General features: G+C 32.5%; 15 protein-coding genes and 1 tRNA gene. 5 read left to right on the forward strand and 11 right to left on the reverse strand.

The annotated features are described in order from the left end of the window. Positions 1-18: 18 nt before the first annotated feature. From WOO_RS02410 to WOO_RS02440, 7 genes are all read right to left on the reverse strand, one after another. The gene (locus WOO_RS02410) at positions 19-2,058 is read right to left on the reverse strand and encodes a type IV secretory system conjugative DNA transfer family protein (protein ID WP_014869091.1); all 2,040 of its coding nucleotides are present in this window, start codon (positions 2,056-2,058) and stop codon (positions 19-21) included. Positions 2,059-2,085: 27 nt separating this feature from the next. After that, entirely contained in the window at positions 2,086-3,078 is a 993-nt protein-coding gene (gene virB11 / locus WOO_RS02415) for a P-type DNA transfer ATPase VirB11 (protein ID WP_014869092.1), read from the reverse strand. Continuing rightward, positions 3,075-4,568, reverse strand: a complete 1,494-nt coding sequence (locus WOO_RS02420; RefSeq protein WP_014869093.1) for a TraB/TrbI/VirB10 family type IV secretion system protein — start codon at positions 4,566-4,568, stop codon at positions 3,075-3,077. The genes virB11 and WOO_RS02420 overlap by 4 nt, the downstream gene beginning before the upstream one ends. A gap of 16 nt (positions 4,569-4,584) precedes the next feature. Beyond that, the gene (gene virB9 / locus WOO_RS02425) at positions 4,585-5,391 is read right to left on the reverse strand and encodes a P-type conjugative transfer protein VirB9 (RefSeq protein ID WP_014869094.1); all 807 of its coding nucleotides are present in this window, start codon (positions 5,389-5,391) and stop codon (positions 4,585-4,587) included. Beyond that, on the reverse strand, positions 5,378-6,061 hold the full coding sequence (locus tag WOO_RS02430) for a VirB8 family type IV secretion system protein (RefSeq protein ID WP_014869095.1): 684 nt from the start codon (positions 6,059-6,061) through the stop codon (positions 5,378-5,380). The genes virB9 and WOO_RS02430 overlap by 14 nt, the downstream gene beginning before the upstream one ends. A 62-nt stretch (positions 6,062-6,123) precedes the next feature. Continuing rightward, positions 6,124-7,206, reverse strand: a complete 1,083-nt coding sequence (locus WOO_RS02435) for a GTP cyclohydrolase II (RefSeq protein ID WP_014869096.1) — start codon at positions 7,204-7,206, stop codon at positions 6,124-6,126. Between the two features lie 29 nt (positions 7,207-7,235). Beyond that, positions 7,236-7,323: transfer RNA gene (locus WOO_RS02440), tRNA-Leu, on the reverse strand. 190 nt (positions 7,324-7,513) lie between these two features. Here WOO_RS02440 and WOO_RS02445 point away from each other — a divergent pair. Next, complete coding sequence (locus WOO_RS02445) at positions 7,514-8,767, forward strand: metallophosphoesterase (protein WP_014869097.1); 1,254 nt, start codon at positions 7,514-7,516, stop codon at positions 8,765-8,767. Positions 8,768-9,954: 1,187 nt separating this feature from the next. Here the strand turns inward: WOO_RS02445 and WOO_RS02450 are convergent. Then, positions 9,955-12,996 (reverse strand): phosphoribosylformylglycinamidine synthase subunit PurL, encoded by a 3,042-nt coding sequence (locus WOO_RS02450; protein ID WP_014869098.1) that lies wholly within the window; start codon positions 12,994-12,996, stop codon positions 9,955-9,957. Between the two features lie 98 nt (positions 12,997-13,094). Here WOO_RS02450 and WOO_RS02455 point away from each other — a divergent pair, with 98 nt between their 5' ends. The 4 genes from WOO_RS02455 to hisS all read left to right on the forward strand — a co-directional run bounded on the left by WOO_RS02455 (position 13,095) and on the right by hisS (position 21,521). Further along, positions 13,095-15,782: a PD-(D/E)XK nuclease family protein gene (locus tag WOO_RS02455; protein ID WP_014869099.1), complete on the forward strand. Its 2,688-nt coding sequence runs from the start codon at positions 13,095-13,097 to the stop codon at positions 15,780-15,782. A 2,096-nt stretch (positions 15,783-17,878) separates the two neighbouring features. Further along, the gene (purF, locus tag WOO_RS02460; RefSeq protein WP_014869100.1) at positions 17,879-19,264 is read left to right on the forward strand and encodes an amidophosphoribosyltransferase; all 1,386 of its coding nucleotides are present in this window, start codon (positions 17,879-17,881) and stop codon (positions 19,262-19,264) included. A gap of 446 nt (positions 19,265-19,710) precedes the next feature. Continuing rightward, the gene (locus WOO_RS02465; RefSeq protein ID WP_044135421.1) at positions 19,711-20,283 is read left to right on the forward strand and encodes a NifU family protein; all 573 of its coding nucleotides are present in this window, start codon (positions 19,711-19,713) and stop codon (positions 20,281-20,283) included. Then, the gene (hisS, locus tag WOO_RS02470; RefSeq protein WP_014869102.1) at positions 20,280-21,521 is read left to right on the forward strand and encodes a histidine--tRNA ligase; all 1,242 of its coding nucleotides are present in this window, start codon (positions 20,280-20,282) and stop codon (positions 21,519-21,521) included. Before WOO_RS02465 ends, hisS begins: the two co-directional genes overlap by 4 nt. A 16-nt stretch (positions 21,522-21,537) precedes the next feature. Here hisS and WOO_RS02475 read toward each other — a convergent pair whose 3' ends face one another. The 3 genes from WOO_RS02475 to WOO_RS02485 all read right to left on the reverse strand — a co-directional run bounded on the left by WOO_RS02475 (position 21,538) and on the right by WOO_RS02485 (position 23,914). Continuing rightward, a complete protein-coding gene (locus WOO_RS02475; RefSeq protein ID WP_014869103.1) occupies positions 21,538-22,035 on the reverse strand; it encodes an invasion associated locus B family protein in 498 nt (165 codons plus the stop codon). Beyond that, entirely contained in the window at positions 22,028-22,921 is an 894-nt protein-coding gene (locus WOO_RS02480) for an RNA polymerase factor sigma-32 (protein WP_014869104.1), read from the reverse strand. The genes WOO_RS02475 and WOO_RS02480 overlap by 8 nt, the downstream gene beginning before the upstream one ends. Before the next feature lie 282 nt (positions 22,922-23,203). Then, on the reverse strand, positions 23,204-23,914 hold the full coding sequence (locus WOO_RS02485) for a P44/Msp2 family outer membrane protein (protein ID WP_014869105.1): 711 nt from the start codon (positions 23,912-23,914) through the stop codon (positions 23,204-23,206). Between the last annotated feature and the right edge of the window lie 23 nt (positions 23,915-23,937).

A 23,937-nucleotide genomic window follows, 5' to 3' on the forward strand; every position in this document is an offset into this window, starting at 1 on the left:
AAATAGGTAAAGTTGGTTTTACTTCTCATTGTTTTTTAGCTTATCGCTAATATTTTCATCTTCAAACTCATCCTCTTCGTCATCAAACCTGTCATGATCTTTTTCTTCTTCAAATTCATCATCGAATTCATCGTCATCTTCTTCATCTTCAAACTTACCGTCAACATCTTCATTATAGATATCTTCATCTTCAAATTTATCGTTGATATTTGATTTATCGTATGCTGCATCCTTAGTTTGAGCTTCAATAGGGTAATCAACAATGTTAGGCTTCTCTTCAACAGCATTACTTTCTTCGTTATTGACTCTACCGTTGCTAGTAGTAGAAAAGACTTTATTTGGGTCATATGGTTCCTGTGTAGGTACACGGGTTGGCTTAAGTAGTTTTCTTCTGAAGGTACTATCATTATAGTATAAAATTTTCTTTGATTTAATTGGATAAGTCGATTCTATCAAGATTATTTGCTCATCACGCGGCAACATAATAATCTCTTGAGGCAACAGCAATGCTCTCTGTGTTTCAGAGATATGTAACGACCTTGAAGCGGGGTTCAAATCTAAAAATTTAGGTTTATTTAATGATTCCTGTTGTACAGTTTTGTTTCCTATAAGCTGCGATATTAAATTAGCCGTTTCAATGTTATTGGCTGCAAAAGTTATTCTATAAGTTGAGTTTGATAAAAAAGAGTTCATTCCTGCTTCTTCGTATATTCCTTTGAGTTGTTCAGTATCTTGAACAATTAAGAATAATCTAACTCTATACCCACGAAAATATGCAATACCAGTTTGAAACTGCTCCATTTTTCCAAGTGTTGGAAACTCATCCATTAAAAATAATACGCCATAAGGCTCGTCATCCAAAGGTAATTTTCTACACAAGAACTCAGTTGCTTGCTGATAGAAAACTTGCATTAAAGGTCTTAACCTATTTAAGTTATCTGGAGTTAAACCAACGTAAACTGTAACTTTCTCCTTTTTAAAATCTAAAATATTAAAATCACTCGTTGTAGTTGCAGTATCAATTAGAGGGTTTGCCCATAATTCGAGCGATGAGTTCATTGTTGAAACAACACCTGATCTTTCTTTGTCAGCTTTTTGCAAAAAGGCTGCAATATTCATATACGCTACAGGATGTATAATTTTACCCATCGTATCTAAAACAACAGCAAGATTATAAACTACGTCATCACTACGCATTGTACGTACAACTTCGCCAAAAGATTTCACCTTCTCTGGTGTAGCAAGTAAGTATAATACTACTCCAACAAATAAGCTTCTTGCTTCATTTTGCCAAAAATCTTGCTCAGGCATGATTAAGTTTGCTATTTTTTGCACGTCATCGACCATTTGTCCAGGTTTTTCGCTAATCCACTCTAATGGGTTATAACAGTGGCTAATTCCATCTGGCTGTGCTGGATTCCATACATATACTTTTTGTCCTTGTCGTTCTCGCCAACCGCTTGTTATTTCATAGTTCTCTAATTTTATGTCGTGTACAATTACCGAATCAGTCCAGAATAATAAATTAGGAATTACAAAACCAACACCTTTACCAGAACCTGTAGGTGCAAACAACAATGTGTGTTGATATCCGTCAGCAATAAAGTAGCCTCTTTTATCTTTACCAAGCAATAATCCTTTCTTGCTTCTTAACCCTGCCTTTCGTATGTCTTTCTCTGATGCCCACTTTGAATCTCCGTGGAGCGATTCTTTCTTTTTAAATGGACGCCATTCAATTATCCTCTCTCTTAGATTCCACAAAACAGTTATTAAAATAATGATAGGTAGTACGGAAGATGCAATTAATTTAATTGTGAGTTCAGAGCTATATAACTCTGGATGATGCCAACAATATTGTATGTGATCAAAAATTGTTGGCCAGAGAGCTTGAGGAAAAGGAGTTAAACTAGGGTTAACTGCTTTAAAATCTACACCATCTGGACCATCAACAAATAGATGGAACAATATTCCAGATAAATAGAAGCAAAACTCCAGTATACTGAAAACTACAACACCTCCTATCAAAATGTTGCGTAGATGGTTTCCACTATGACTCATAAACTACTTTCTTTTATTCATATAAATTTATAAGTTTTTATTTAAAGATCTAGTAAATAGTATTTCAGAAATACTTCTTCTTCCCCCGTTGGTTCTTTTTAGTTGAATGATAATATCAATTACATTCTTAATGTATGGCATGATTTGATCTGGAGACATACCGAGGTTTGCTTGCATAACCATCAATTTTATTTGCTCAAGGGCCATCGTTGGACTATCAGCATGAATGGTTGATATTGACCCTGGATGACCAGTGTTTATTGCTCTAAGGAAACTAAAAGCTTCTATTCCACGTAGCTCGCCAACTATTATTCTATCTGGCCTTAAACGTAAACACGCTTCTATCAAATCTTGAGTAGTTACTTTTGCCCTGCCCTGCCCTCCTTTGGAGGCAATTAGATGTACTCTATTGAGATGATCATTCAAAATGATTTCCCTTGCATCTTCAACGGTAATGATTCTTTCTTTAGCTGGAATAGCACGCAAAGTAGCATTAGTGAAAGTAGTTTTACCAGTAGAAGTTCCACCACTAATTATGATATTTTTCTTATTTACTACAGCGTACTCTAAAAACTCTTTTATTTTCTTTTGCTTTAATAACAAATCCAGGTGAAGATCTACTGGATTATCAGTTACTTCTATAGCAGTTTCAGAAAAAGCTCCCATCTTCTCATAATCGTCTAATACCAATTGCATGGTGGAAGGTTTACGAATTGACATGATCGCTTTATCATGCTCACATGCTGGAGGAAATACTATCTGTATACGGTAACCATTTGGCAATGTTGCTGAAAGCAGTGGTTCTTCCTCACTCAGTTTTTGTTCTGTAGCTTGAGCGATTAATCTGCCAAGAGATTTTAAATGGTCAAGATCAAATACTTCTAATTTTTCACACCTCATTTCACCACGATTTTCAATCCATACTTCCTTTGGCTTATTTATTGATATTTCATTTACACCTTCTTCCTTAAAAAGGCCTTGTAAGGGTTCTAAATATGTGTCAAGTGCAGCATAGTTCATCTTATTAATTTTAATATTGCCTGTGGAGAAAATACTATATCTTGGTTAACAAATACTTTCAACGCAGTGCCTTGATCAACATAAATAGTTGTTTTTTTATCTGTATATTTGTTAACTATATCTCGCATATCTCTAGAAAAATCGTTGATTGATTTTCCAATTGCTTCTTCATAAACAGACTTGTTTTCTTGCTTTTGTAGTAATAGTTTTATATCTTCTAAATTAACTTCATCAACTTTATTACTGTCAATCGAATTTGACCCTAAGTCTTTTACTACTTGCTTAAATATCTCAACCAGACTTCGCTCGTTAGATGCATTCTTAATTTTCCTAATAGCTCCAATCTTAAGTTTCCACTCATCATTTTTTGCCTTCTCTTCATCTTGCTGGGAACTGCTCTTTCTGCCAATAATATCCCTAAGAGGAGAGATATCTATTTCAGTTGCAGTGATAGATCTCACTAGATTCATGACAGTAAATACATTAATAAGATTGGAAGCTTTTTGTGCTATAACAGCTGAACCAATTGAGACGCCTGCGAGTAATATTGAAGAAAATAATGCGCTTGCTATTTTGTTATCAATTATGCCAGTGATTCCCGCTCTACCAAGTTTATCGGTACCAAGTGATGAAATAGTAATATCTATTCCATGAGGAAGAATAATTCTATTCCAATTTATATTTATGCTGGCTCTTGCCACATCTGAATCGAACGAATAACTGCCTATTAATCTCGAACCTTTAGGTATTAAAACTGTATCACCAGCTTCTGCATAAACATCATCACTAACTACAGCACGCAACACACCTTGCAGATCAGAATCTATTGCAGTCTCAAGGATAGCATCAATAATTTTACCTTGAGTAATCATAAATTCTGGTTTTCCTACTTTGTTAGCTGTGCTTAATTGCGCTGAAGTGTTGGATAAAGTAGCATTGGCAGCCTTCTTCTCTTTTCCACTATCTAAAACTGCTAACATTTGTGTATTACGTCTATCTTTAGGATAACCACTGTTTCCTATTGTGGGCAATGAAGTAGGTAAATTGCTACTACTAATACTGCTGTAAGGGAAGTTTTGTTTCGGCAGGACAGGTATATTTGACAGATGAGCTTCTTTTGGTTTTTCTTCTTCTCTTTTTACTACTTTTTCTTTTTTAATCTGCCTTACTTCTGGTATAACTTGTGGGGTAGAAAGAGGAGGTAAAGACGGCAAATCAGTTATTAACCTTTCATGAAAAGTCGTATCATCTGGAACTTTTTCCAATTTTTCTTTTAACTCTTGAACATTTTGCTTTATTTCTTCTTTTTTAATGACTTCTACACTCTCTTTATTAGAAGAAGGATTAAAATATAGGTAATACACTCCACTAACTAGAAATACTAAAATAATAATCACTAATATTCTATGGCTTTGATTAGAGCCAACTGTTACTACTTTGCTCTCTATTTCTGACTCATTGTCCGAATTATTATGCATCTCTTTGTTCATATTATATGTACCAAAGCTAAAGTGATCTATTTATAATTTCGATCTCATCATCTTCGTAGCGTATGAATAGCTTCCTATGTACCCCTTTTATTATAACATAACCATCAAATAACAGTCTTTTACAAGGCAATTTAGCTTTGTTTTCCTCTACAAAAACCTGAGGTATTTTGTTACCATCCTTAAATTTAAAATAGGTTAAATAGCCGTCATCAAACAACTCTATTGGTATTAGATCAGTTTTAACACCTTCATTGATATACGTATAATTGTACTTTGTGGCATTTTCCTGTACTACATCTTCAAGATTATCTACAACATATTGCATTTGAGTAGGAGTAGATATTTCATCTAAATCAACGTCAAACTCATCTTCTTCTTGAGGATAATAAAAACGTACTACATAAGATATATCTTTTTCAGTAGAATAATCATAGCTTGTTTTTTCAGTATTAGTATCTGGGTGTTTATCATAATTCGGTCTTGAGATTAAATCAAAAATATAATCCCTTTTTTTTGTAGTTGTAATAATCATATTAGTACGACCACTAACTTCAAATGGCATAATAAGTAATTTATTATCATAAGGACTAATTTTCCAACTAGATGCATCACCAACGGCGATATTTTTGACTTTCTCTCCTTCTGCAAACTGTATATAAGAATAGTAACCTTGACTGAAAACAACTGTAAATACTTCGTTAGGACTATACACAAAAGTTTTTATTCTGCTGTCTACAGAAATAGGCGTACTATAATTGACTGATGCATTTAAATTATTACTTATCAGTAAAGCTAAAGCTAATAATGTTCTATACATATTCATCATCTACTCTATAAGAAGTAACCTGAAATCCTAACGGGTTAACATACCTTTGCTGATCATTCATTTCAAGTGATGCATATCTATATGACATAATAGCTATTTTATTTTTTCTTATAGAGTTTCCATCTTTTTGTGTAAATTCCACAGTGAACCTCACCTGAAAGGTATTATCATGTAATTTCTGAATTGAGCGAATCTTAAACTCATTTTTAATAAAGTCTGAATATAAACCAAAAAGATCATCCATATTCTGTAGTTTTGTATAATTTTTAAACTCATTATATACGCTGGGTGAGGAAAATAATCTTACCTTTGTGTAGTAGTTATAATTATAGTTATATGGGTCAAAAATTTCTCTTGACTTTATATACTCTGCAATAAAATGATTATTTAGCACTTCATCTGCGGAATATTGTTTTACCGTAATAGGATCAACCCATTGCACTATTCCTGATTTTTTTTCAATTTCTATAACGAATGGCTCAATAGTACTACTAGTGCTAATTTTGAATATAGCTAATATGCTTATAAAAATTGCTACCGATAATATTAATGTAAATAGAAGTAGAGTATTTCTCTGAGCAACAACTATGCTATAACGATTCGAATTCCAATTTATATCTTTATCCAACAACTTATTATTTTTTTCTTGCTTAAAAAACTTTAGCATCTTAATTGTCTAAAATCTTAACTTATATTAATGAATCCAATAAATTAACGAAGTAGTTAAAACTAAAAAACTCTTAATCTATGACCTAGCTTACTAAATTTTGTCTCCATATATGAATCATTATATTTATTACGTTCCATAATAAGTGGTAGACACTTTGTAACCTCTATGCCACTACTTTTCAACTCTAATAACTTCTTATCGTTATTTGTAAGTAATTGGATTTTTTTGATGCTTAATTTCTCAAGTATTTTAGCTGCAACAGTAAAGTTTCTTTCATCATCTTCAAAACCCAGTATTCTATTCGCATCTACAGTGTCAAGGTTATATTTTCTCTGCATAGCATACGCTTTCAACTTATTAGTTAAACCAATACCTCTTCCATCTTGCATCAAGTATAATATAATTCCGCCCACAGAGTCAGACATTATCTGGATTGCTTGATGTAACTGGCTTCCACAATCACATGATAAGCTGTCTAACAAGTCACCTGTGTAGCATGAAGAATGAATTCTCACTAATGGTTCACCTTCTTTATTTGGATTGCCAATAATAATTGCATAATGTTCTTTTCCGCGATTTTTAGTTCTGTAAGATATGATATTCGCCTTTTTGGTTTGCCTCAAAAATAGAGATGTTTTGCATACTTCATATATATCATAATCTTGTTGGTAATGATTTACGAATGATGTATACAATGCAATAACATCATTCTTCTCACACCAATATTGCATTTCATTCTCATCTTTAAAAGTCATATCAACCACCAACGCATATGGCAATAACTCTGAAAACTTAAGCAAAGTGGTAGCATATTTATCTATTGTTTTTGAGCATTGTAACCTCTTTGTATAATCTTCTATCGAACAATTTATTAAATGGAGCACTTCATTAAAGTTGCTTACTTGCAAGCGTTTGTTACCACTTTCTCCATTCTTTAATGTATGCCGCATCTTGCTTGAAGTTAAAGTGATATACAGATTTTCTGATATAAGCTTATGTTGATTAAATAAATCTCTCTCCAAAGTTTCAGCAGCAGTAAACAATAGATAATCATTTTTATTATATATTAAAATTGGTAAGCCACGCTTGATTTCGCTAATTGCTCTTTCTACCTTATTTTTACCTTGATTTTCTATAAACATCTTACCTATATAAACAATAATAAGAAAACTGGTGCGGACGAGAAGACTTGAACTTCCAAGGCCTTATAAGCCACAGCGACCTCAACACTGCGTGTCTACCAATTCCACCACGACCGCACTTCATTCTAGTTTTTATATAATTATTTTAAATTACTTAATCACTTTAAGATTTTTTATCTGAAGTGTCAATCTGATACTAGGATAATTTAAAAATTGTCTATACGATTAAGTAGCAGATTTTATGATTATAAACTTTACCTATTTAAGGTGATTACATTACTAACTTTTAACTTAGGTTTTTATATAAATGAATATAGCTAATATTTTTGTTTTTTTGACTTTACTCCTTATAACCAATTTCTATTCTGTTTACGCACAAATATTGTATACTTGGTCTCAAGTTATTCCAGGAAACAAATTAAGTGTACGTGCAATTATAGGTAATAATATATGTCCAATTGCTTATATTGATGGTGAGAAAGTAGAAATGCTAAATCGCAGCTCAATTAACAGTGGCAATCACACCGAAACGGTTTGTGAACTGATAATAAAGGCAAGTGCTAAAAACATTAGTATTGATAATACACAAATTCCCACACTACCAGAAAAGATTAGTAAAATTGCTTTTATTGGTGACACGGGCTGTAGAACAAGTGCATTATTTCAGCAGGAATGCAATTCGGAAGATAGCTGGCCTTTAAAAAAAAATTTAGATTCTATTGCTCTCCATAAACCAGATCTAACTATTCATGTTGGCGACTATCATTACAGAAAAACAAAATGTAGAAAGGCAAAAAAGTGTGGTAATGTTTATGGATATAATAAAGAAGTTTGGTACGCTGATTGGTTTAATCCTGCAAAGGATATTTTATCGCAATCTTCCTTTCTTTTTGTTAGAGGAAATCATGAAGATTGTAATGGAGCTTATGAGGGATGGTTTAGGTATCTAGATCCATATCCCATTTCATCTGAAAAGTGTGTAGATTGCATTCCTAGCTGGTCTTTAGATGCTGGACCGATTAGATTCTTCGTCTTTGACTCTTCTTCTGGTAAGGATGTTTTTTCAAATCAAAAGATGACTGATACTTTTAAAAAACAATTTAATAAATTAGTGCAAGATAATTCTGATAAGCCTACGTGGTTTTTAACTCACAAACCGCTTTGGAGATCCCCAAAGAAAGAATTTCTAACATTAAAGAGCCATGGCAATCTTACACAAATTGAAGCTTTTGGAGATAAATTTCCCAGTAACGTAACTACTATAGTCTCTGGACACATTCATATAGCTCAGATATTATTAATGGACAGTGTTCCAGATCAGATCATAATTGGGAACGGTGGTGCATTACTACATGCTCAAGATCAGAAGCCGGTTTACCGAAATGTAGAGTTTAGTTATCCAAATAATAAAAGTTATTTAGCATATGAAGTTAGAAACTTTTTTGGCTTCGGTTTTGCAATATTAGACTTGGATGATCACGAATTTACTTTCTATAATCAAGATAATAAAAAAATGCATTCTGTAAAATTGACGGAAGACTTTAAGCTTATGGTATATTAAAGCTATCATTTAGCTTAATATGGCTCTCTTTTATGTTTAATAATGAAAATATTAATTATTTTTCTTATTGCTTTAATGTATATAGTATTAAGATCTGCTAATTATGAATTAGCCAGTAAAGAAAGTGTTAGAAATGGAAGGTTTTTTTGTGGTGTAAAGGATATGAAATAAGCGTAGAAAAAATGTGACTAGGAAGTTAATATGGGATTAGGTAAATATGTTCTATCTCAAGTCTACCTTTGAGGCATATAGAAGCTATCTTATAATAGGTCTTTTTTTCAGAAAAAACTTTCCATTTAATAAAATTAATGTGGTCTTTATATTTTTATGTTAATTAATAGGCTTGAGGTTTTTATTAAACAGTTTTTAATATAGTCCTTACTTTAAAGTATAAACCTATTGATTTTCGAGTTAGATCTAAAACTAATCCTCTACTATTTAACATTATTTTTTGCTAGAGTGAACCCTTGAATTTCACTATTTTTATTGATTACCATATGCAGTTTGGAACTGTAAACCAGTAATGTAAGTGCTTTTGCTTAACTTTGTAATTTCAGCAAAAACTTTATTTTTTGGGACTCTTTTTCTATAGCTTATTGTGCAATTAGGTATCGAATTAATATAGGATATACGTATTTCTTACTATGCTCGCATAGCCATTGTAGCAAAATCGAATATAATCGGCTTTAGCTCAATAAACCTACATATGAAGGAATATTAGAAAGTCTGACTTATGCAATACCTTTTAAGTAATAGTTGATAAAACAATTTGAAATTTTCGTATCTAATTTCAATATAGTAGAATTGTTATTATAATTTCGGAATACATTATTTTAGTACTCTTGTATTTCCCTTGTCATTGGATAATAGCCTACTTGTGAAACTTTCATCTATTATTTCGCAATTATTATCTATAAGACAACTCTATTATATTTTACTTATTGAGTAATCTTCTGCTATAGCTATGCTTGGAAGTTACCCTGTTTTTCTTCTTTTCTCTATTCCCCTTCTAGTTCATAGTTATAGCTAACTTATTTGAAATATTAAGTAAAAAAAAGATTAATAAACAGAAGAAGCAATAAAAACAGATATAATTACCTACTTTTAAAATAATAATCGTATATCTATTCCAAATAAACGTTGTCCACAATGAAAAGGTTTCTAGTATAATAGTAAATACTTTAACTTTACATTAGCATACTGCGGTAACTGTTTTCTAAATCTTTCAGATCTACTTTTAAGGTATCTTTTATATTTAGAATCTTTTCCTCTGTCACTTTGCCGATGCATGAGAAAACTATACCTCTAAATAATTCTTCAAACTTTTGTTGATTTTGCGGTGATATAGTAACTAAAATTCTACTTTGTGATTCAGAAAACATTATTATCTTGTTTATTATGTTCCTATTTTGCGTTTCTCCAATTGGTACTAGTGAAAGATCAATTTCAGCACCTAGGTCTCCTGCAATCAGCGATTTTACCAGAGCAATAATTAGCCCTCCTAAGTTTGATGTGATCGCGGAGACAATCATATCATTTTTTATTGCAAGATTATAACGCTGATACAACTTCTTAGCGCTCTTTGCATCAACCTTTGGTACCCTATTATCGCCTATTCCACTGTATAATTGATATTCAGATCTACCAAGCTCGTCGTAGGTTGTGCCAAGCACATATATCAAGTCCCCTGGCATTTTTACATCAAGCGATACCACGCTCTCGATATTTTCTACAACTCCAATTGCTGAGATGAGTAGTGAGGGTGGCGCAGAGATCATCACTTTCTTGCCATTTTCATCATATCCCTTGAAATCATTAAACATACTATCTTTCCCAGATATGAATGGAGTTTTAAATGCAGTTGCAAAGTTGTAACAAGCCTCTGCAGCTCTCTTTAGCTGCCATAGTCTTTTTGGATTATAAGCATCACACCAACAAAAATTGTCTAGCAACGCTAGATGATTTATATTTCCTCCTGCAGCCACACAGCCGCGTATGGCAGTGTCGATTGCACATGCTGCCATATGATAAGTATCAATTTCTCCGTAGCTAGAGCCAAACCCTTGCGATTTTACAACTCCTTTATTTGAAGAAAGGATTGGCCTTGAAACAATAACTTCGCTACACACTCTTCCCTTTCCTTGCAGTGGTTTTAACACAGATGAACCTTGAACTTCATGGTCGTATTGCACCACTATAAACTCTTTACTACATATATTTGGTCTGCTTAGCATTTCTTTTAGTTCAACTTCTAGAAAAGTAAGGTCTGTTGTCATTCTAGTGTATGATATGTGAGGGGTATTATCCCAGTACTTAACTCTGGGATCCATTTTGTGCTTAAACTTACCATCATGTACACTTTGATACAAGGATTCAGGTTTAGTTTTTATAGACCATGGCTTTGTTTGTAAATAAATTTTAGGGTTGCCATCATGCAGAAACTTAGTTTCCATGTCCATTATTACTATCCCTCCTGGATATTCGACAATAGCTTTGCCACTGTTGTTAAATTCTCCAATTACGCTGATTTCTACATCATGTTTTTTCATGATTTGCCTAAATGCAGGAAGGTTTTCTTTTGGTACTGCTAAAGTCATTCTCTCTTGTGATTCTGATATCCATATTTCCCATGGAGCCATATCATGGCTTTTAAGTAAAACCTTGCTTAAATCAACTTTAAATCCATCTCTTCCCATTTCACCAATGGATGATGATAGGCCACCTGCTCCATTATCTGTTATTGCATTATAAAGACCAAGACCTCTTGTTTCCATTACGGCATTTGATAATTTTTTTTGCGTAATAGGATCACCAATTTGTACAACTGTTAAAGAACTGCTCCTTGATAGTGCCTCTGAAGAAAACGTTGCACCATGAATTCCATCTCTTCCAACTTTTCCACCGATAATTACGATTTTATCACCATTTTTAGGTTTCTTAATATGTGAAGGTACATTATTTATACTGCGCGGGATAATTCCAACACTTCCAACAAAGACTAATGGTTTGCCACAAAACCTATCGTCGAAGTATACTGATCCAAGTTGTGTTGGAATTCCAGAGGAATTGCCAGCAACATTAACACCATGAATGACTTCTTTCATTATATATTTTGGCCGTAAAATCTCATCGATACGTTCTTTATCCCTATAAAATCTGTCTTTTATTTCTTTAGCAAAGCAAAAATAATAGGTATTCATTATAGGTTCTGCGCCCTTGCCAAAACCTATTATATCGCGATTAACTCCAAGTACTCCAGTCATTGCTCCTCCAAACGGATCAAGAGCTGAAGGGCTATTGTGGGTTTCAACTTTATCTACAATTAAGTAATCTTCATCGAAGATTATTCCTCCTGCGTTATCAGAGAAAACTGATACGCATATTTTAGAATCTATCTCATGTGTTGCACGCTTAATATAATATGTGTATAGACCATCTTTTATTTTGTCAATAGGAGAACAAAAGATATTGTGCTTACAATGTTCAGACCAAGTTTGTGCAAGGGACTCAAGTTCAATGTCGTATGGATTTCTGCCAAGTTTTTTGAAGTGATTTCTTATAGTTTTCATTGCCATAAGAGAAAGCCCTAAAGGGCCATTACCATCGATTCCATCTCTGCTGATCTTCTTAAGTTCTTGGTTACTTACGTTTAAATCGATAGGTTTAGCTCGATTTCTATCTGCAGTTGTTTCCTTTTCTGTTATTATATGGCTTTGTGCTGGAACGATACTATAGTGAATGTGTGATCTGCCGTAATACTTCCAATGACAATTGCCGTTTTCCTTATAAATAAGTTTACAATACTCAGTGATAGGGTTAAATTCTTGTTTTATATCGTCTTTAGTTGGTGCGCTTCCTTTACCTAAAATTAACTTAGAGCTTCTTGCATTGATGTAAATATCTTCATAAAGATGGCCTTTACTTATTAAATATTCTCTAACAATTTGTTTTACTGTATTACCTACATTATCGTTCATGCCAGGTAGGAAGCTTATCTCTAAACCCCACTTGGCTTGCGGTTTTATAAAATCGTATCTAACCTCTTCAAAATCTTCATTGCAGAGGTAATAACGGTAGTCTTGTATAACTCTATTGTAAAATAACTCACAAATTTCTTTATACAGCTTTGGTGGTAACTCTTTACTTATGCAGATTGAGTAAATATCGACTAGCCACCTGTGGTTAACCTGCTTACATTTATTTAGGACTTCTACTCTGATATTTACCATACAATATTATGAAAAGTTTTAATACATAATAACATAATAAGCTTCAAACACATTTGTATTTTACTATACAATAAGCATCTTATTAGTCGATATCTTTTGTGGGGAAAATTTTTACTATTAATACATGTGAAACTTTCTTTGATGTGCTGATTCAGCATATATTTTTTGAATATGAAAGAGAAAAAATTCCTGAAATAAAGATCATACTTCCTTGTAAAAGAGATGTTATAGCGTTGCTGAGTGCATTCAAGAGCTACAGCGCTAGAAAATGCATAATTCTACCGGAGGTAGTTTCACTAGAAAACATTGATGAAGAAGATTTAATATTGAATCTTGATAAAATCAGAGTTATCAAGCCGACAAAAATGACGCTATTGTTGATTCAATTCATACTGGAGTGGAATAAAAAAAATAATGATAACTTTCCCATTGAATTGGCTTGTAGCCTACCATTATTGCTTGATAAAATTCAAGATACCAAGACAAAGGACTATTATCAGTTTGGTAGGTACTCAAAAAAAATAGAGAGTTTCATAAATTTGCTTGGTGAAACTTGGAGTAGAACTTTAAGAACTCTAGGAGTAATAGATATATCAAAACATAAGAGTGATTATATAGCAAATATGGTTACTTCTTTGCAAAGAGATCAACATGTAATCTTTGTCGGAATTGGAAAGGGTAAAATCTACAAGTTATTAATCAAAGCTATATATGACCTGCCATTTGGAAAAATAATCTTACCTAACCTAAACTTTAAAATTAAAGAGAAAGATTGGGAGTCACTCAGCAAAAGACATTATCAATATAGTGTAAAAGACCTGTTGGATTACTTAAATGTAGATAGAAAAGATGTGAGTTTTCTAGATGAAACTTACATTGCTGTTGTTCCAGGACGTGAAGCTGGAATCTGTGATCAAGGAACTGTAGAATATTTAGATTATATCTTTGATACAACTGCTGATCTTAGCAAAGTTAGTAGTGGGTGCATTAAAAATATTGAAGTTATCGCTTGTGCTTCTAGAGAAGAAGAAGCACAAGTGATATCATTAATTATAGAGAATGAAGGTTATGAAAATGTTTCTTTGGTCGTTCTTGACAAATTACTTGCAACCCGTATGGCTTGTTTATCAAAACCTACATCAGAAAATAACTCTTACATAATGCTTTTGCTTTACAGCATCGAGATTTTAACCTCAAATTGGAATAGTGTGGCATTGCTTGCACTTCTCAAACATGAGCTAGTGACTTTTGGCTACTCTAAGGAAGAATATGCTCAGATTTTATCTGAATTTGAAATAGAGGTATTACGTAGTTTTAATACCAACAGTCTAAGTGATATTATAAATGTTATCAATACCCATGAAAAGCTAAAATATAAAAAGGATATATTACTTATTATCAATAATTTAAAGATTATATACGAAATATTAACTAATGTTATAAATTACTCAATTTATGATATAGTAACAGCTCATTTACAGTGTATTCATATGCTTTCTAATGTAAATCTTTTAAAGATGGATAATGAAATAGGTGATTTTATTTGTGATTTTTTGAATGCATGTGAGGGTGTGAAAGTTAAATGTTCTTTGGAAATATACAAGCAAATTCTAACTTTCTTCCTGAAGAAGGAGTTTTTTTCTGTAGCAAGTGACTTAAATAGATTCAGTTTATATTACAATAGAGTTGTAATACTTGCTGGATTTTATGATATGCCGAGTTTTCAAAATCCATTTTTGAATACACTGATAAGAGAAAAATTTGGTCTTCCTTCTGTACAAGAGGAACAGGGGTATTTTTTATATACCCTGCGTAATTTATTTGGTGCAAGCAAAGTTTATATTATAAGCTTGCTGAGCGGCAGGAAGCCAACTATATTAAGTCGTTTGGAAGTTCTGTCACAAAAACCAAAATATCCTTATCGTGATTGGCTAAGAATATTAAATACACCTGAATGCATTGTTCCATGTACCCAGCCTACACCCAAGCCTCAAGCTAAAGTTAGAGAAGAAAAAATGCAAGTGATGTCTTCTAGTGCAGTAGAAAAACTGATTCGTAACCCTTACTCATTTTATGTTGAATATATACTGAATCTTAGACAGCTAAGAGAGTTAAATTTTAAGCCATCAATACTAGAATTTGGTACTATGGTGCATAATATTCTTGAGAGGTATTTATGTGATAAGAAGCCACTTATGAGCATTGCAGGCGAGATATTCTCAACTAGTCAGTTTAATTTCTCAAGTATGTGGTGGGTAAAGCTGCAGAGAGTAATTCAATCTTTCGTTAAATTTGATAAGGCTAGAAACAATCATATTGAGTTAGAAAAAAGCTTCTCTTATCCAATACCTCATATTCCAGCACATACCGGTAGTCATGTTACTTGGATGACAAAAGGGATTTCACTGATAGCAAGATGTGATCGAGTTGAATACCTACCAAATGGACAAGTGGCGATTATAGACTATAAACTTGGTTCACCACCTTCCAACAAGGAAGTTATGTCAGGGTTTTTTCCACAATTAATTTTACAAGCCTTAGCGGTCGAATACACAACCAAAAAAGAAATTTCAGAACTTGCTTATTGGAAGCTTGATTATGATAAAATAAAAATTATTCGTTTGAAAGATTATAGACTAAAAATGCAGGAATTTCAAGATAATTTACCAGGTTTTCTGTCTAGTTATTTAAGGGAGAGCACTCCTTTTATTGCTTCTCCATATTTCGATAAGTTTCTAAGATTTAATAATTATAAACAGTTAGAAAGAGTAGAAGAATGGTTTTAAAATTAGTAAATAGTATTATAAAAGTAACTAATGCTAGAGTGGGCTTATTATACTGCAGCGTTAACATATGGCAGTGTGTTGGTAGGTTTTTATGTTATTTTCACTTTGAAATTTTTGAAAATGATATAAAAGCAAAACAATATTTTTGATTACATTAAATTAAAAACTGGGTTTCAGAATGTCTGCTAATTTTGTAATGCCGTTATAAAATGAAATGAGATACAAGTTGACTAAGTAAGAATTTTACCTTTAGGGTCACATTTTTACTTTAGTCCCTTGAGCGAGTTGCTAAAGTAATATTTTGTGTTAAATTATCCTGGCTAAGTGAAAGTTATAGTCTCGAAAATATATAAAGAGGCATTTAAAGGACATGGTTATCAGAGAGTATAGATGTAGAAGAGATTAAGAAGGCACATTACAAATTTATACTGGAGTAGTATCATGATAGAATAGTTTTAGCTACAAGGTGAAAAAGAGAGTGTAAAGTAACGGAAAAGACTAAGGAAATAGAGGAAACAACAGTAGTATATTGAGTATTGAGTACTAACAGATAAGATTAAGGAAAAATTTATTAGTCAACGGCTTAATGATAATTAAGTTAATAATTTAACTCAGTTTTATAAAAACTTTAATAGAAAACTCTATGAAAAGCGCTATGGTTCACATTTAAGTGAAGGAAAGGTTGACTGTTTAAGGCTCTTGAAAAATAGAGATCTAGCCGAAATAAAAGCTTTGTTAGAAAAAGTTCAAGATATCAATAAATAAACTAAAATTTATAATATATATACTGGCACTTAATATTGGATTTCTTGTGAAGAATTTTTCTAATAACCTGAACTTGGTTAGGTAAAGTTTCTTAAAGGAGTTTTATTTAAGTATAGTATTAATATAATTCAACACCGGTTCATGATTGTTAGTATCAGACCATGATTGTAACTTACATACATAAATGTAATATTATGGGTAACAGTAGGACTATCTTGCGTGTCGTATGTCATGAACTAGGCATAATCTTAATGTAAAAAAATATAGAGTAAATCATAATACATTTGATAACTAAAATTTACATTACTGTATTACCCTCTAAGGGAAAACAATGTTGTTAAGTTACTATTGAGTATGGAATTAAAACCGATGTAAAAATTCTGCTAAAGAAAAGCTAATTATTGATGGTATTGTAAAATACAAGTTAAGTACAATGAAAATCTCTTACTGCATGTACCTAGTAGGCAAAAAAACAGATTGTCACAGTCTATTACTTTTAGTAATTATATAGAAATTGATCACAATATTGAAATTACAGAATTCCTATTGAAGGAAGGTGCTAGCCATGAATTTTATAGTTAAGTAGAAAAAAAAAGAATTATATATTGGTATATTATATTTGACTGAGTAAAAAGGGAAAATGAGCTTATAAAATATTTCCTTGAATACAAAGAAAATGTAAATAACGATAATTTACATCGTGTCTAGCTACTCATAATAGATGGTACAAAACATGACCCTCCACAGAAAGCAATTTTCAAGAATTTCCTTAAGAGAATTGGCAGTCACATAGGGTTAACCTATTGTTCGGTATTATAGCGATACACTAGTTGTAATAGAAATTATACTGAAATTGTTGCTATTGAAACAATTACACTTATTGTGTTATTAGAAGTTGCTAGTGTTAAGGTAAATAGTATATATAGTATAAGATATCTTGCTAATGTAGTGGTAAATCAATGTCGTAGTAATTAGTAATGTATATTTTAGTGTAGCCCTACTCTAGGGTATATCAATCATGAAAGCAAATTAAACACTTTGTAAGTTTGCTCAAAGCTCTGGCTGTAGGTGTTTCTCTTAATTTTACCATTTTAAGGTTTTATATAAAATCAGGTCTCTTATATAACCTATTTTTGTGTTAAAATTTGTTTATGCCCCTTCTAAGTACTTTACGGTTCTGTTTCTCTTACAAATTCTTTATCATAATCTAACAAGATTTAGTGTTTTCCAGAGTACGTTAAAATTGCTGTAAAAAACTTAGTATTGAAAAGAATAAAATGCTTGTGCTTTACCTACGCTAAAGTAAAATTAGACTTTACTCAATAATTTTTATGCTTGATAGAATGCATGAAGAGTGTGGGGTATTTGGTACAAGCTCCAACAAAAATGCTGCTTTTGACTCCATAATAGGCCTTCATGCTTTGCAGCATAGAGGTCAGGAATCTTTTGGTGTAACGACAAGTAGCAATGGTAAGTTACATTCTTATCACTTTCAAGGTCAGGTTAGTAGTGTACTTGATAAAATAGGTGAAATAAAAAAATCCCTGCCTGGAGATTATGCAATAGGCCATGTTCGGTATTCAACAAGTGGCAGTAAGTCTGGGGCACAACCTATGCTTGGCAAAAGTAGTAAATTTGGAGATTTTGCTATAGCGCATAACGGTAATTTGATTAAAGTTTCTTCAATACGCGAACAGCTAATCAAACAAGGATGCGTTTTTCAATCAGATATTGATACAGAAGTAGTAGTGCGTTTAGTAGAAGTCAATACTAGGAGTAGCTTCTTAGAGAGTTTTATATACGCATTAAAACAAATACAAGGTGCTTATTCCTTTGTTGCAATTAACCAAGAAGTGGTTATTGGAGTGCGCGATCCAGCAGGAATTAGGCCTCTTGTTTCAGGAAAACTAAACGGTTCTTATGTGCTTGCATCTGAGACTTGTGCTTTTGATATAGTAAACGCAGAATTTGTCAGAGAAATAGAACCAGGTGAGTTAGTCACTCTTGACCGGAATGGTAACTTAGCTTCAGCATTTCCTTTCTCACAGCAAAAATCAAGTTTTTGTATTTTTGAATACGTTTACTTTTCACGATCAGACAGCGTCATGGAGAATAAGTCTATATATAATGTAAGAAAAGAAATAGGAAGAACTCTTGCAGAGGAAAGTCCACCAAAAAACAATGTGGATATGATTGTACCAATACCTGATTCTGGAACACCTGTAGCTATTGGATATTCAAGGCATTCAGCTTTACCAATGGAACTGGGAATAATTCGCAATCACTATATAGGAAGAACTTTTATACAACCAACCGCTGAAGTACGTAAAGTTAAAATAAAATTGAAATTTAATGCTAATAAGCGCATCTTAAAAGGTAAAAATATAGTTTTAATAGATGATAGTATAGTACGTGGTAGCACGCTCAGAAGTATAATAGTTATGCTAAAAGATGCAGGAGTAAGAGAAATTCACCTAAAAATTTCAAGCCCACCAATTAAGTACTCTTGTTTTTATGGAATCGATACACCAGAGCGTAAGGATTTAATTGCTGCAAACCAATCTATAAAAGAAATGGAGGCAGATATAGGAGTGAATAGCTTAACCTTTTTGAGCATTGATGGTCTATATCAAGCTGTTAAGGAAGAAAAGCGCAATAACATAATGTCTCAATACTGTGATGCTTGTTTCACTGGTGATTACCCAATTGGTAGGTAATTTAGTTAGTAAAAGAATATAATTTTGAAAGATGTTTTTACGAGTCAACAATTTTTATGAATAAAAAATAGTATTAAGGTAACTACTATCTTCTCAGCAACCTATATCAGGCTACATTTCACTTTTGTATAAAATACCATAAATTCCTTTATCTTAATGAACTAACTGCATTAAGCTTTTGATATGCTTTGTTGATTTTATTTTTGCTCTAGGGTTTAGTTAGCTCCAATATTCTTACACCTTATTTGTAGATATATTACTACCAGTTTCATTCTTAGTAAAACTTATTTTATTTCTTTTCATCAGGGAGAGAAAAATACAATGACGTTAAGTAAGGTAAATTTAATTACTATAAATGTTAAGAAAAGAAAAAAGATGAACGATATGTATACTTTTTTATTATTTTATGATTAAATAGTAACAATTATAATCCTATGGTAAGTAATATGTTCATTCAAATCAAAGAAACACCAAACCTAAATACGCTAAAATTTCTTCCTGGGTTTATGATTTTAAACGAAGGAGAAACGGTGGATTTTTCAAGTGCAAATGAGACAAAAAATTCTAAATTAGCAGCAAATCTTTTCCGAATAGAACATGTGATAAGAGTATTTTTTGGTCATGATTTTATTTCAGTAACAAAATCTGATGATATTAATTGGAATACATTAAAAGTAGAAGTTTTAACTACAATTATGGATCACTTTGCGTCTGGTGGAAAAGCTCTAAATAGAGAAGGGACGAATGATAATGACATACTAGAAGAAGAATTTTTTGATAAAAGTGACACAGAAATTGTAAGTAGGATAAGAGAGTTAATGGAAAGTTATATCAAACCTGCAGTTGTTCAAGATGGTGGCGATATCAAATTTCGTGGTTACAAAAACGGAATAGTTTATGTTGAGCTGCAAGGAGCATGCTCTGGATGTCCGAGTGCTACAATTACTCTTAAGCAGGGGATACAAAACATGTTGTGCTACCACATACCGGAAATTTTAGGCATAGATACTATACTATGACTACTCAACCAGTTAGAGGAACAAAAGATCTACTGTTTGATGAATGGTATAAATTTAAATATATAGAACAAACAGCAAACAGGATTTCAAATTTATATGGTTTTTTGCCTGCTCAAACTCCGATATTTGAATATACAGAAGTTTTCACAAAGACTTTAGGTAATAGTTCAGATATCATTAATAAAGAGATGTATACCTTTAATGATAAAGGAGGAAAGAGCATAACTTTGCGTCCTGAGTTTACTGCTGCAGTTGTTAGGTTATTGATTGAAAAAAAACTGCAAACGCCGATAAAATTGTTTTCAACAGGACCTGCATTCCGATATGAGAGACCACAAAAGGGAAGGCAAAGACAGTTTCACCAAATAAATTTTGAAGTTTTTGGTATAGAAGACCCGAAAACTGATGTTGAATTGATATCACTTGCTCAACATCTGTTAACTGAATTTGGTCTTGATAAGAATTTAAGGCTAGAAATTAATTCTTTAGGTAGTAGTGAAACAATGCCAAAATATAGAGAAGCTTTGGTATCATATTTTAAAAAGTTTCAAAATGACTTATCAGAAGATAGCCAAAATAGATTGATTAAAAACCCACTCAGAATATTAGATTCTAAGGATAAGAAAGATAAAGAAATAATCTCTGGTGCACCTAAAATCAGTGATCATTATACAAAAGGGTCCTTATATTTTTTTGATCAAATATTAAATGGATTAACAATTCTTAATATACCTTACACCGTAAACAGTAAATTAGTTCGGGGATTAGATTATTATTGCCATACAGTGTTTGAATTTGTCACAGAAGATTTGGGTGGCCAAGGAACAGTATTTGCAGGTGGAAGGTATGATAATCTGATGTCTTCAGTAGGTGAAAAATACACTCCAGCAATAGGATTTGCTGGAGGTATTGAGCGCATAATGGAATTAATTAGTTACTCTATAAAAGAGGAGAGACCTACTTATCTAGTCCCTATTGGCGGGGAAGCTGAAAAATATGCTTTAATACTTGCAAATAAATTGCGCAGGAGTGGTTTATACGTAATCCATGAATATAGTGGAACGCTTAAAAGTCGTATGAGAAAAGCAAGTCAAGCAAATGCTAAAGCTGCAGTTATTTTCGGTAATGAAGAATTGAGTAGTAAAACTTTAAAAATTAAAGATATGGATACAGGTGAAGAAAAGATAGTTACTTGTGATGATATAATAGGAAACGTTTATCAAGCTTTGTTTACATAAGTTGAATAAATATAATTTATTTCGTGCGGCACGAACCATGCATTTTTTGATATGCCTTTTGAAAACCAAGTAGAGAATAAGTATCATCAACAGTTATTGCCTTTATTTTTCCACTAACTACCATCGATAATCCTTGCTTCATTTTGAGGATTAGATCCTGGTCTGTTTTTGTATGCTCCGCCCACGCAAAATTTCCCTGTATTATGGGCAACATATATTCAACTTTTCTATCGACGTCAAGAATTACAGGCTCTTTGTCATACTGCAAGCCAGAAGTGACGCTCACCTCATCTGCTCTTTTACTGACGTAACTAACCATCACATATGGCTTGCGAGCAGTTGTATAATGTTCGCTTTTTTTCTTAGGATAAGATATAATGTAACACACTTTTTCTCCATCTTCTAATGCAGTGTACACAAACCAATCTTTATACTTTTCCTTTAACTGCACACTATTAACTGATGCAAGAGCGCTTGTTGAGGAAAATATCAAAAACATGAAAAAACTAAACATATAAGTTAAGCTTTAAACTCTCTGATTGTATATATTGCTTTACCTTACTCATTGCTTGTTCAGCTAGCTGTCTTATCCTTTCCCTTGAAACATTATACTTTTTACCAAGTTCATCTAGAGTTTGAGTGTTTTCAGACAAATATCTGCTAATAAAGATGTCTCTTGATCTTTCGTTAAGGTTTGCTAATGCATTGTTTAGAATTGTTTCTTTTAATTCTTTTTCTTCATGATTCTGATAAGTTACTTCTTGACTAACAGAATTACAAGGAATCATATCTTGCAGCTCTTTTTTAGAACCATCACCTACTTTTAGGCAACTATTTAGTGACTGATCCTTATAAGCTAAACGGTAACTCATCTGTATAACATCCCCTTCAGATACAGCAAGTTCATTAGATATTGCTTTTATTTCTTCATTGCTTAAGGTCTCTCTGTTTGTATATTGTAAAATTCTTTTCTTTATTTTACGCAAACTAAAAAATAACTTTCTTTGTGCTTGCGTTGTGCCTATTTTTATAAACGACCAAGACTTCAATATAAAGTCTTTTATTGAAGCTTCAATCCACCATACCGCATAAGTTGAAAAGCGGAACCCTAAATTAGGATTAAACTTTTTTACTGCATGCATTAAACCTATATTTCCTTCCATGATTAAGTCCATCAGTAGTAGCCCATAATTTTTGAACTTCATTGCAATTTTTACTACTAAGTTTAAATGACTAGTAATTAGCTTATGAGCAGAAGAAATATTCTTGTATTGGTGCCAGTTTTTTGCTAATCGCGTTTCTTCTTCTTGGGAAAGCATAGGAAATTTTTGTACCTCAGCAATATATTGCATTAGACTAGCGCTACCGTTAATACATAAATTCAATGCTTGGATTAACATAACAACATAAACTAAAACTCTATATAGTATAGATGATTTTTAGCAAAAATTCAAGTTTTTATTTTAAAAAAAATGTAACTTATTGCTTTGCGCCTGATTGGAAACTTTGTAGACTTCAATATTAGTTATTAGTTATGCTATACAAACTGAAGTATAGTATATATAGTAAATACTGTTGTTCCAGTGTCCAAAAACACTGGATTTCACGTTTCTTTTTTCTAAGTCCCAGCACTAGCTACTTGAACAACAAAACCGGGACAAAAAGAAGAGTTACAAAATAGGCTAGAAGTTAAACATCAATCCAGCTTCTGCGCCAACAGTGCTGTAAAGAACTTTGATTCCATCTTTGGTAGGTTGCTGACCACTTTCGACAACTGGTTTATCAAACTTAGCACCATAAGAACCAAAGTAGCGAGCTCCAGCGAAAAGTTTGACTTCTGGAGTTACATCATAACTGACACCAGCTTTTGCTTGGTAAGCAAAACCAAATCCATATTCCTTATCACCTGTAACTTTTATTGCTAGAGGATTGCTGAGATATGCTGCACCAACACCAATGCCAACATATGGAATAACAGGCATATCTTCAATTACTACATCATAATATACGTTAACTAATCCTGAAAGTGCATTGAGATTATCTGCAATTGCTGGAGCAGGAGCTGTTTCAAATGTATCCCTGCTTAGCTGTGAGTAAAGACCTTCAATATCAACCCTGATATCGTCCATTTTATAACCGAAAGCACTACCACCAGCCATAAAAGAAGCTTTATAAAGGTCAGTAGTGACATTAGTATCTGCATTCTTCTTTTTAGCACCTGTAACACCATCAATCTCTGTTTTAAAAGGTAAAAACTCACTGTTGTACTGCAAGCGAATATAGCAACTAGTTTCTTCATCAGCTATTGGACCAACAGGATTTGAAAAAGCAGCGTTTGATAAACTTAGCAACGTTACTAAAGCGGTTGCTGAAAAAAACTTTTTATAATGCATAGTTACCCTCGTCAAAAAAAAAT

The organism is Wolbachia endosymbiont of Onchocerca ochengi (genome assembly GCF_000306885.1).
GTDB lineage: Bacteria > Pseudomonadota > Alphaproteobacteria > Rickettsiales > Anaplasmataceae > Wolbachia.

Coding starts and splice junctions, on each gene's coding strand:
- WOO_RS02410 (WP_014869091.1), bottom strand. CDS start 2,058: ATGAGTCATAGTGGAAACCATCTACGCAACATTTTGATAGGAGGTGTT.
- virB11 (WP_014869092.1), bottom strand. CDS start 3,078: ATGAACTATGCTGCACTTGACACATATTTAGAACCCTTACAAGGCCTT.
- WOO_RS02420 (WP_014869093.1), bottom strand. CDS start 4,568: ATGAACAAAGAGATGCATAATAATTCGGACAATGAGTCAGAAATAGAG.
- virB9 (WP_014869094.1), bottom strand. CDS start 5,391: ATGAATATGTATAGAACATTATTAGCTTTAGCTTTACTGATAAGTAAT.
- WOO_RS02430 (WP_014869095.1), bottom strand. CDS start 6,061: ATGCTAAAGTTTTTTAAGCAAGAAAAAAATAATAAGTTGTTGGATAAA.
- WOO_RS02435 (WP_014869096.1), bottom strand. CDS start 7,206: ATGTTTATAGAAAATCAAGGTAAAAATAAGGTAGAAAGAGCAATTAGC.
- WOO_RS02445 (WP_014869097.1), top strand. CDS start 7,514: ATGAATATAGCTAATATTTTTGTTTTTTTGACTTTACTCCTTATAACC.
- WOO_RS02450 (WP_014869098.1), bottom strand. CDS start 12,996: ATGGTAAATATCAGAGTAGAAGTCCTAAATAAATGTAAGCAGGTTAAC.
- purF (WP_014869100.1), top strand. CDS start 17,879: ATGCTTGATAGAATGCATGAAGAGTGTGGGGTATTTGGTACAAGCTCC.
- WOO_RS02465 (WP_044135421.1), top strand. CDS start 19,711: ATGTTCATTCAAATCAAAGAAACACCAAACCTAAATACGCTAAAATTT.
- hisS (WP_014869102.1), top strand. CDS start 20,280: ATGACTACTCAACCAGTTAGAGGAACAAAAGATCTACTGTTTGATGAA.
- WOO_RS02475 (WP_014869103.1), bottom strand. CDS start 22,035: ATGTTTAGTTTTTTCATGTTTTTGATATTTTCCTCAACAAGCGCTCTT.
- WOO_RS02480 (WP_014869104.1), bottom strand. CDS start 22,921: ATGTTAATCCAAGCATTGAATTTATGTATTAACGGTAGCGCTAGTCTA.
- WOO_RS02485 (WP_014869105.1), bottom strand. CDS start 23,914: ATGCATTATAAAAAGTTTTTTTCAGCAACCGCTTTAGTAACGTTGCTA.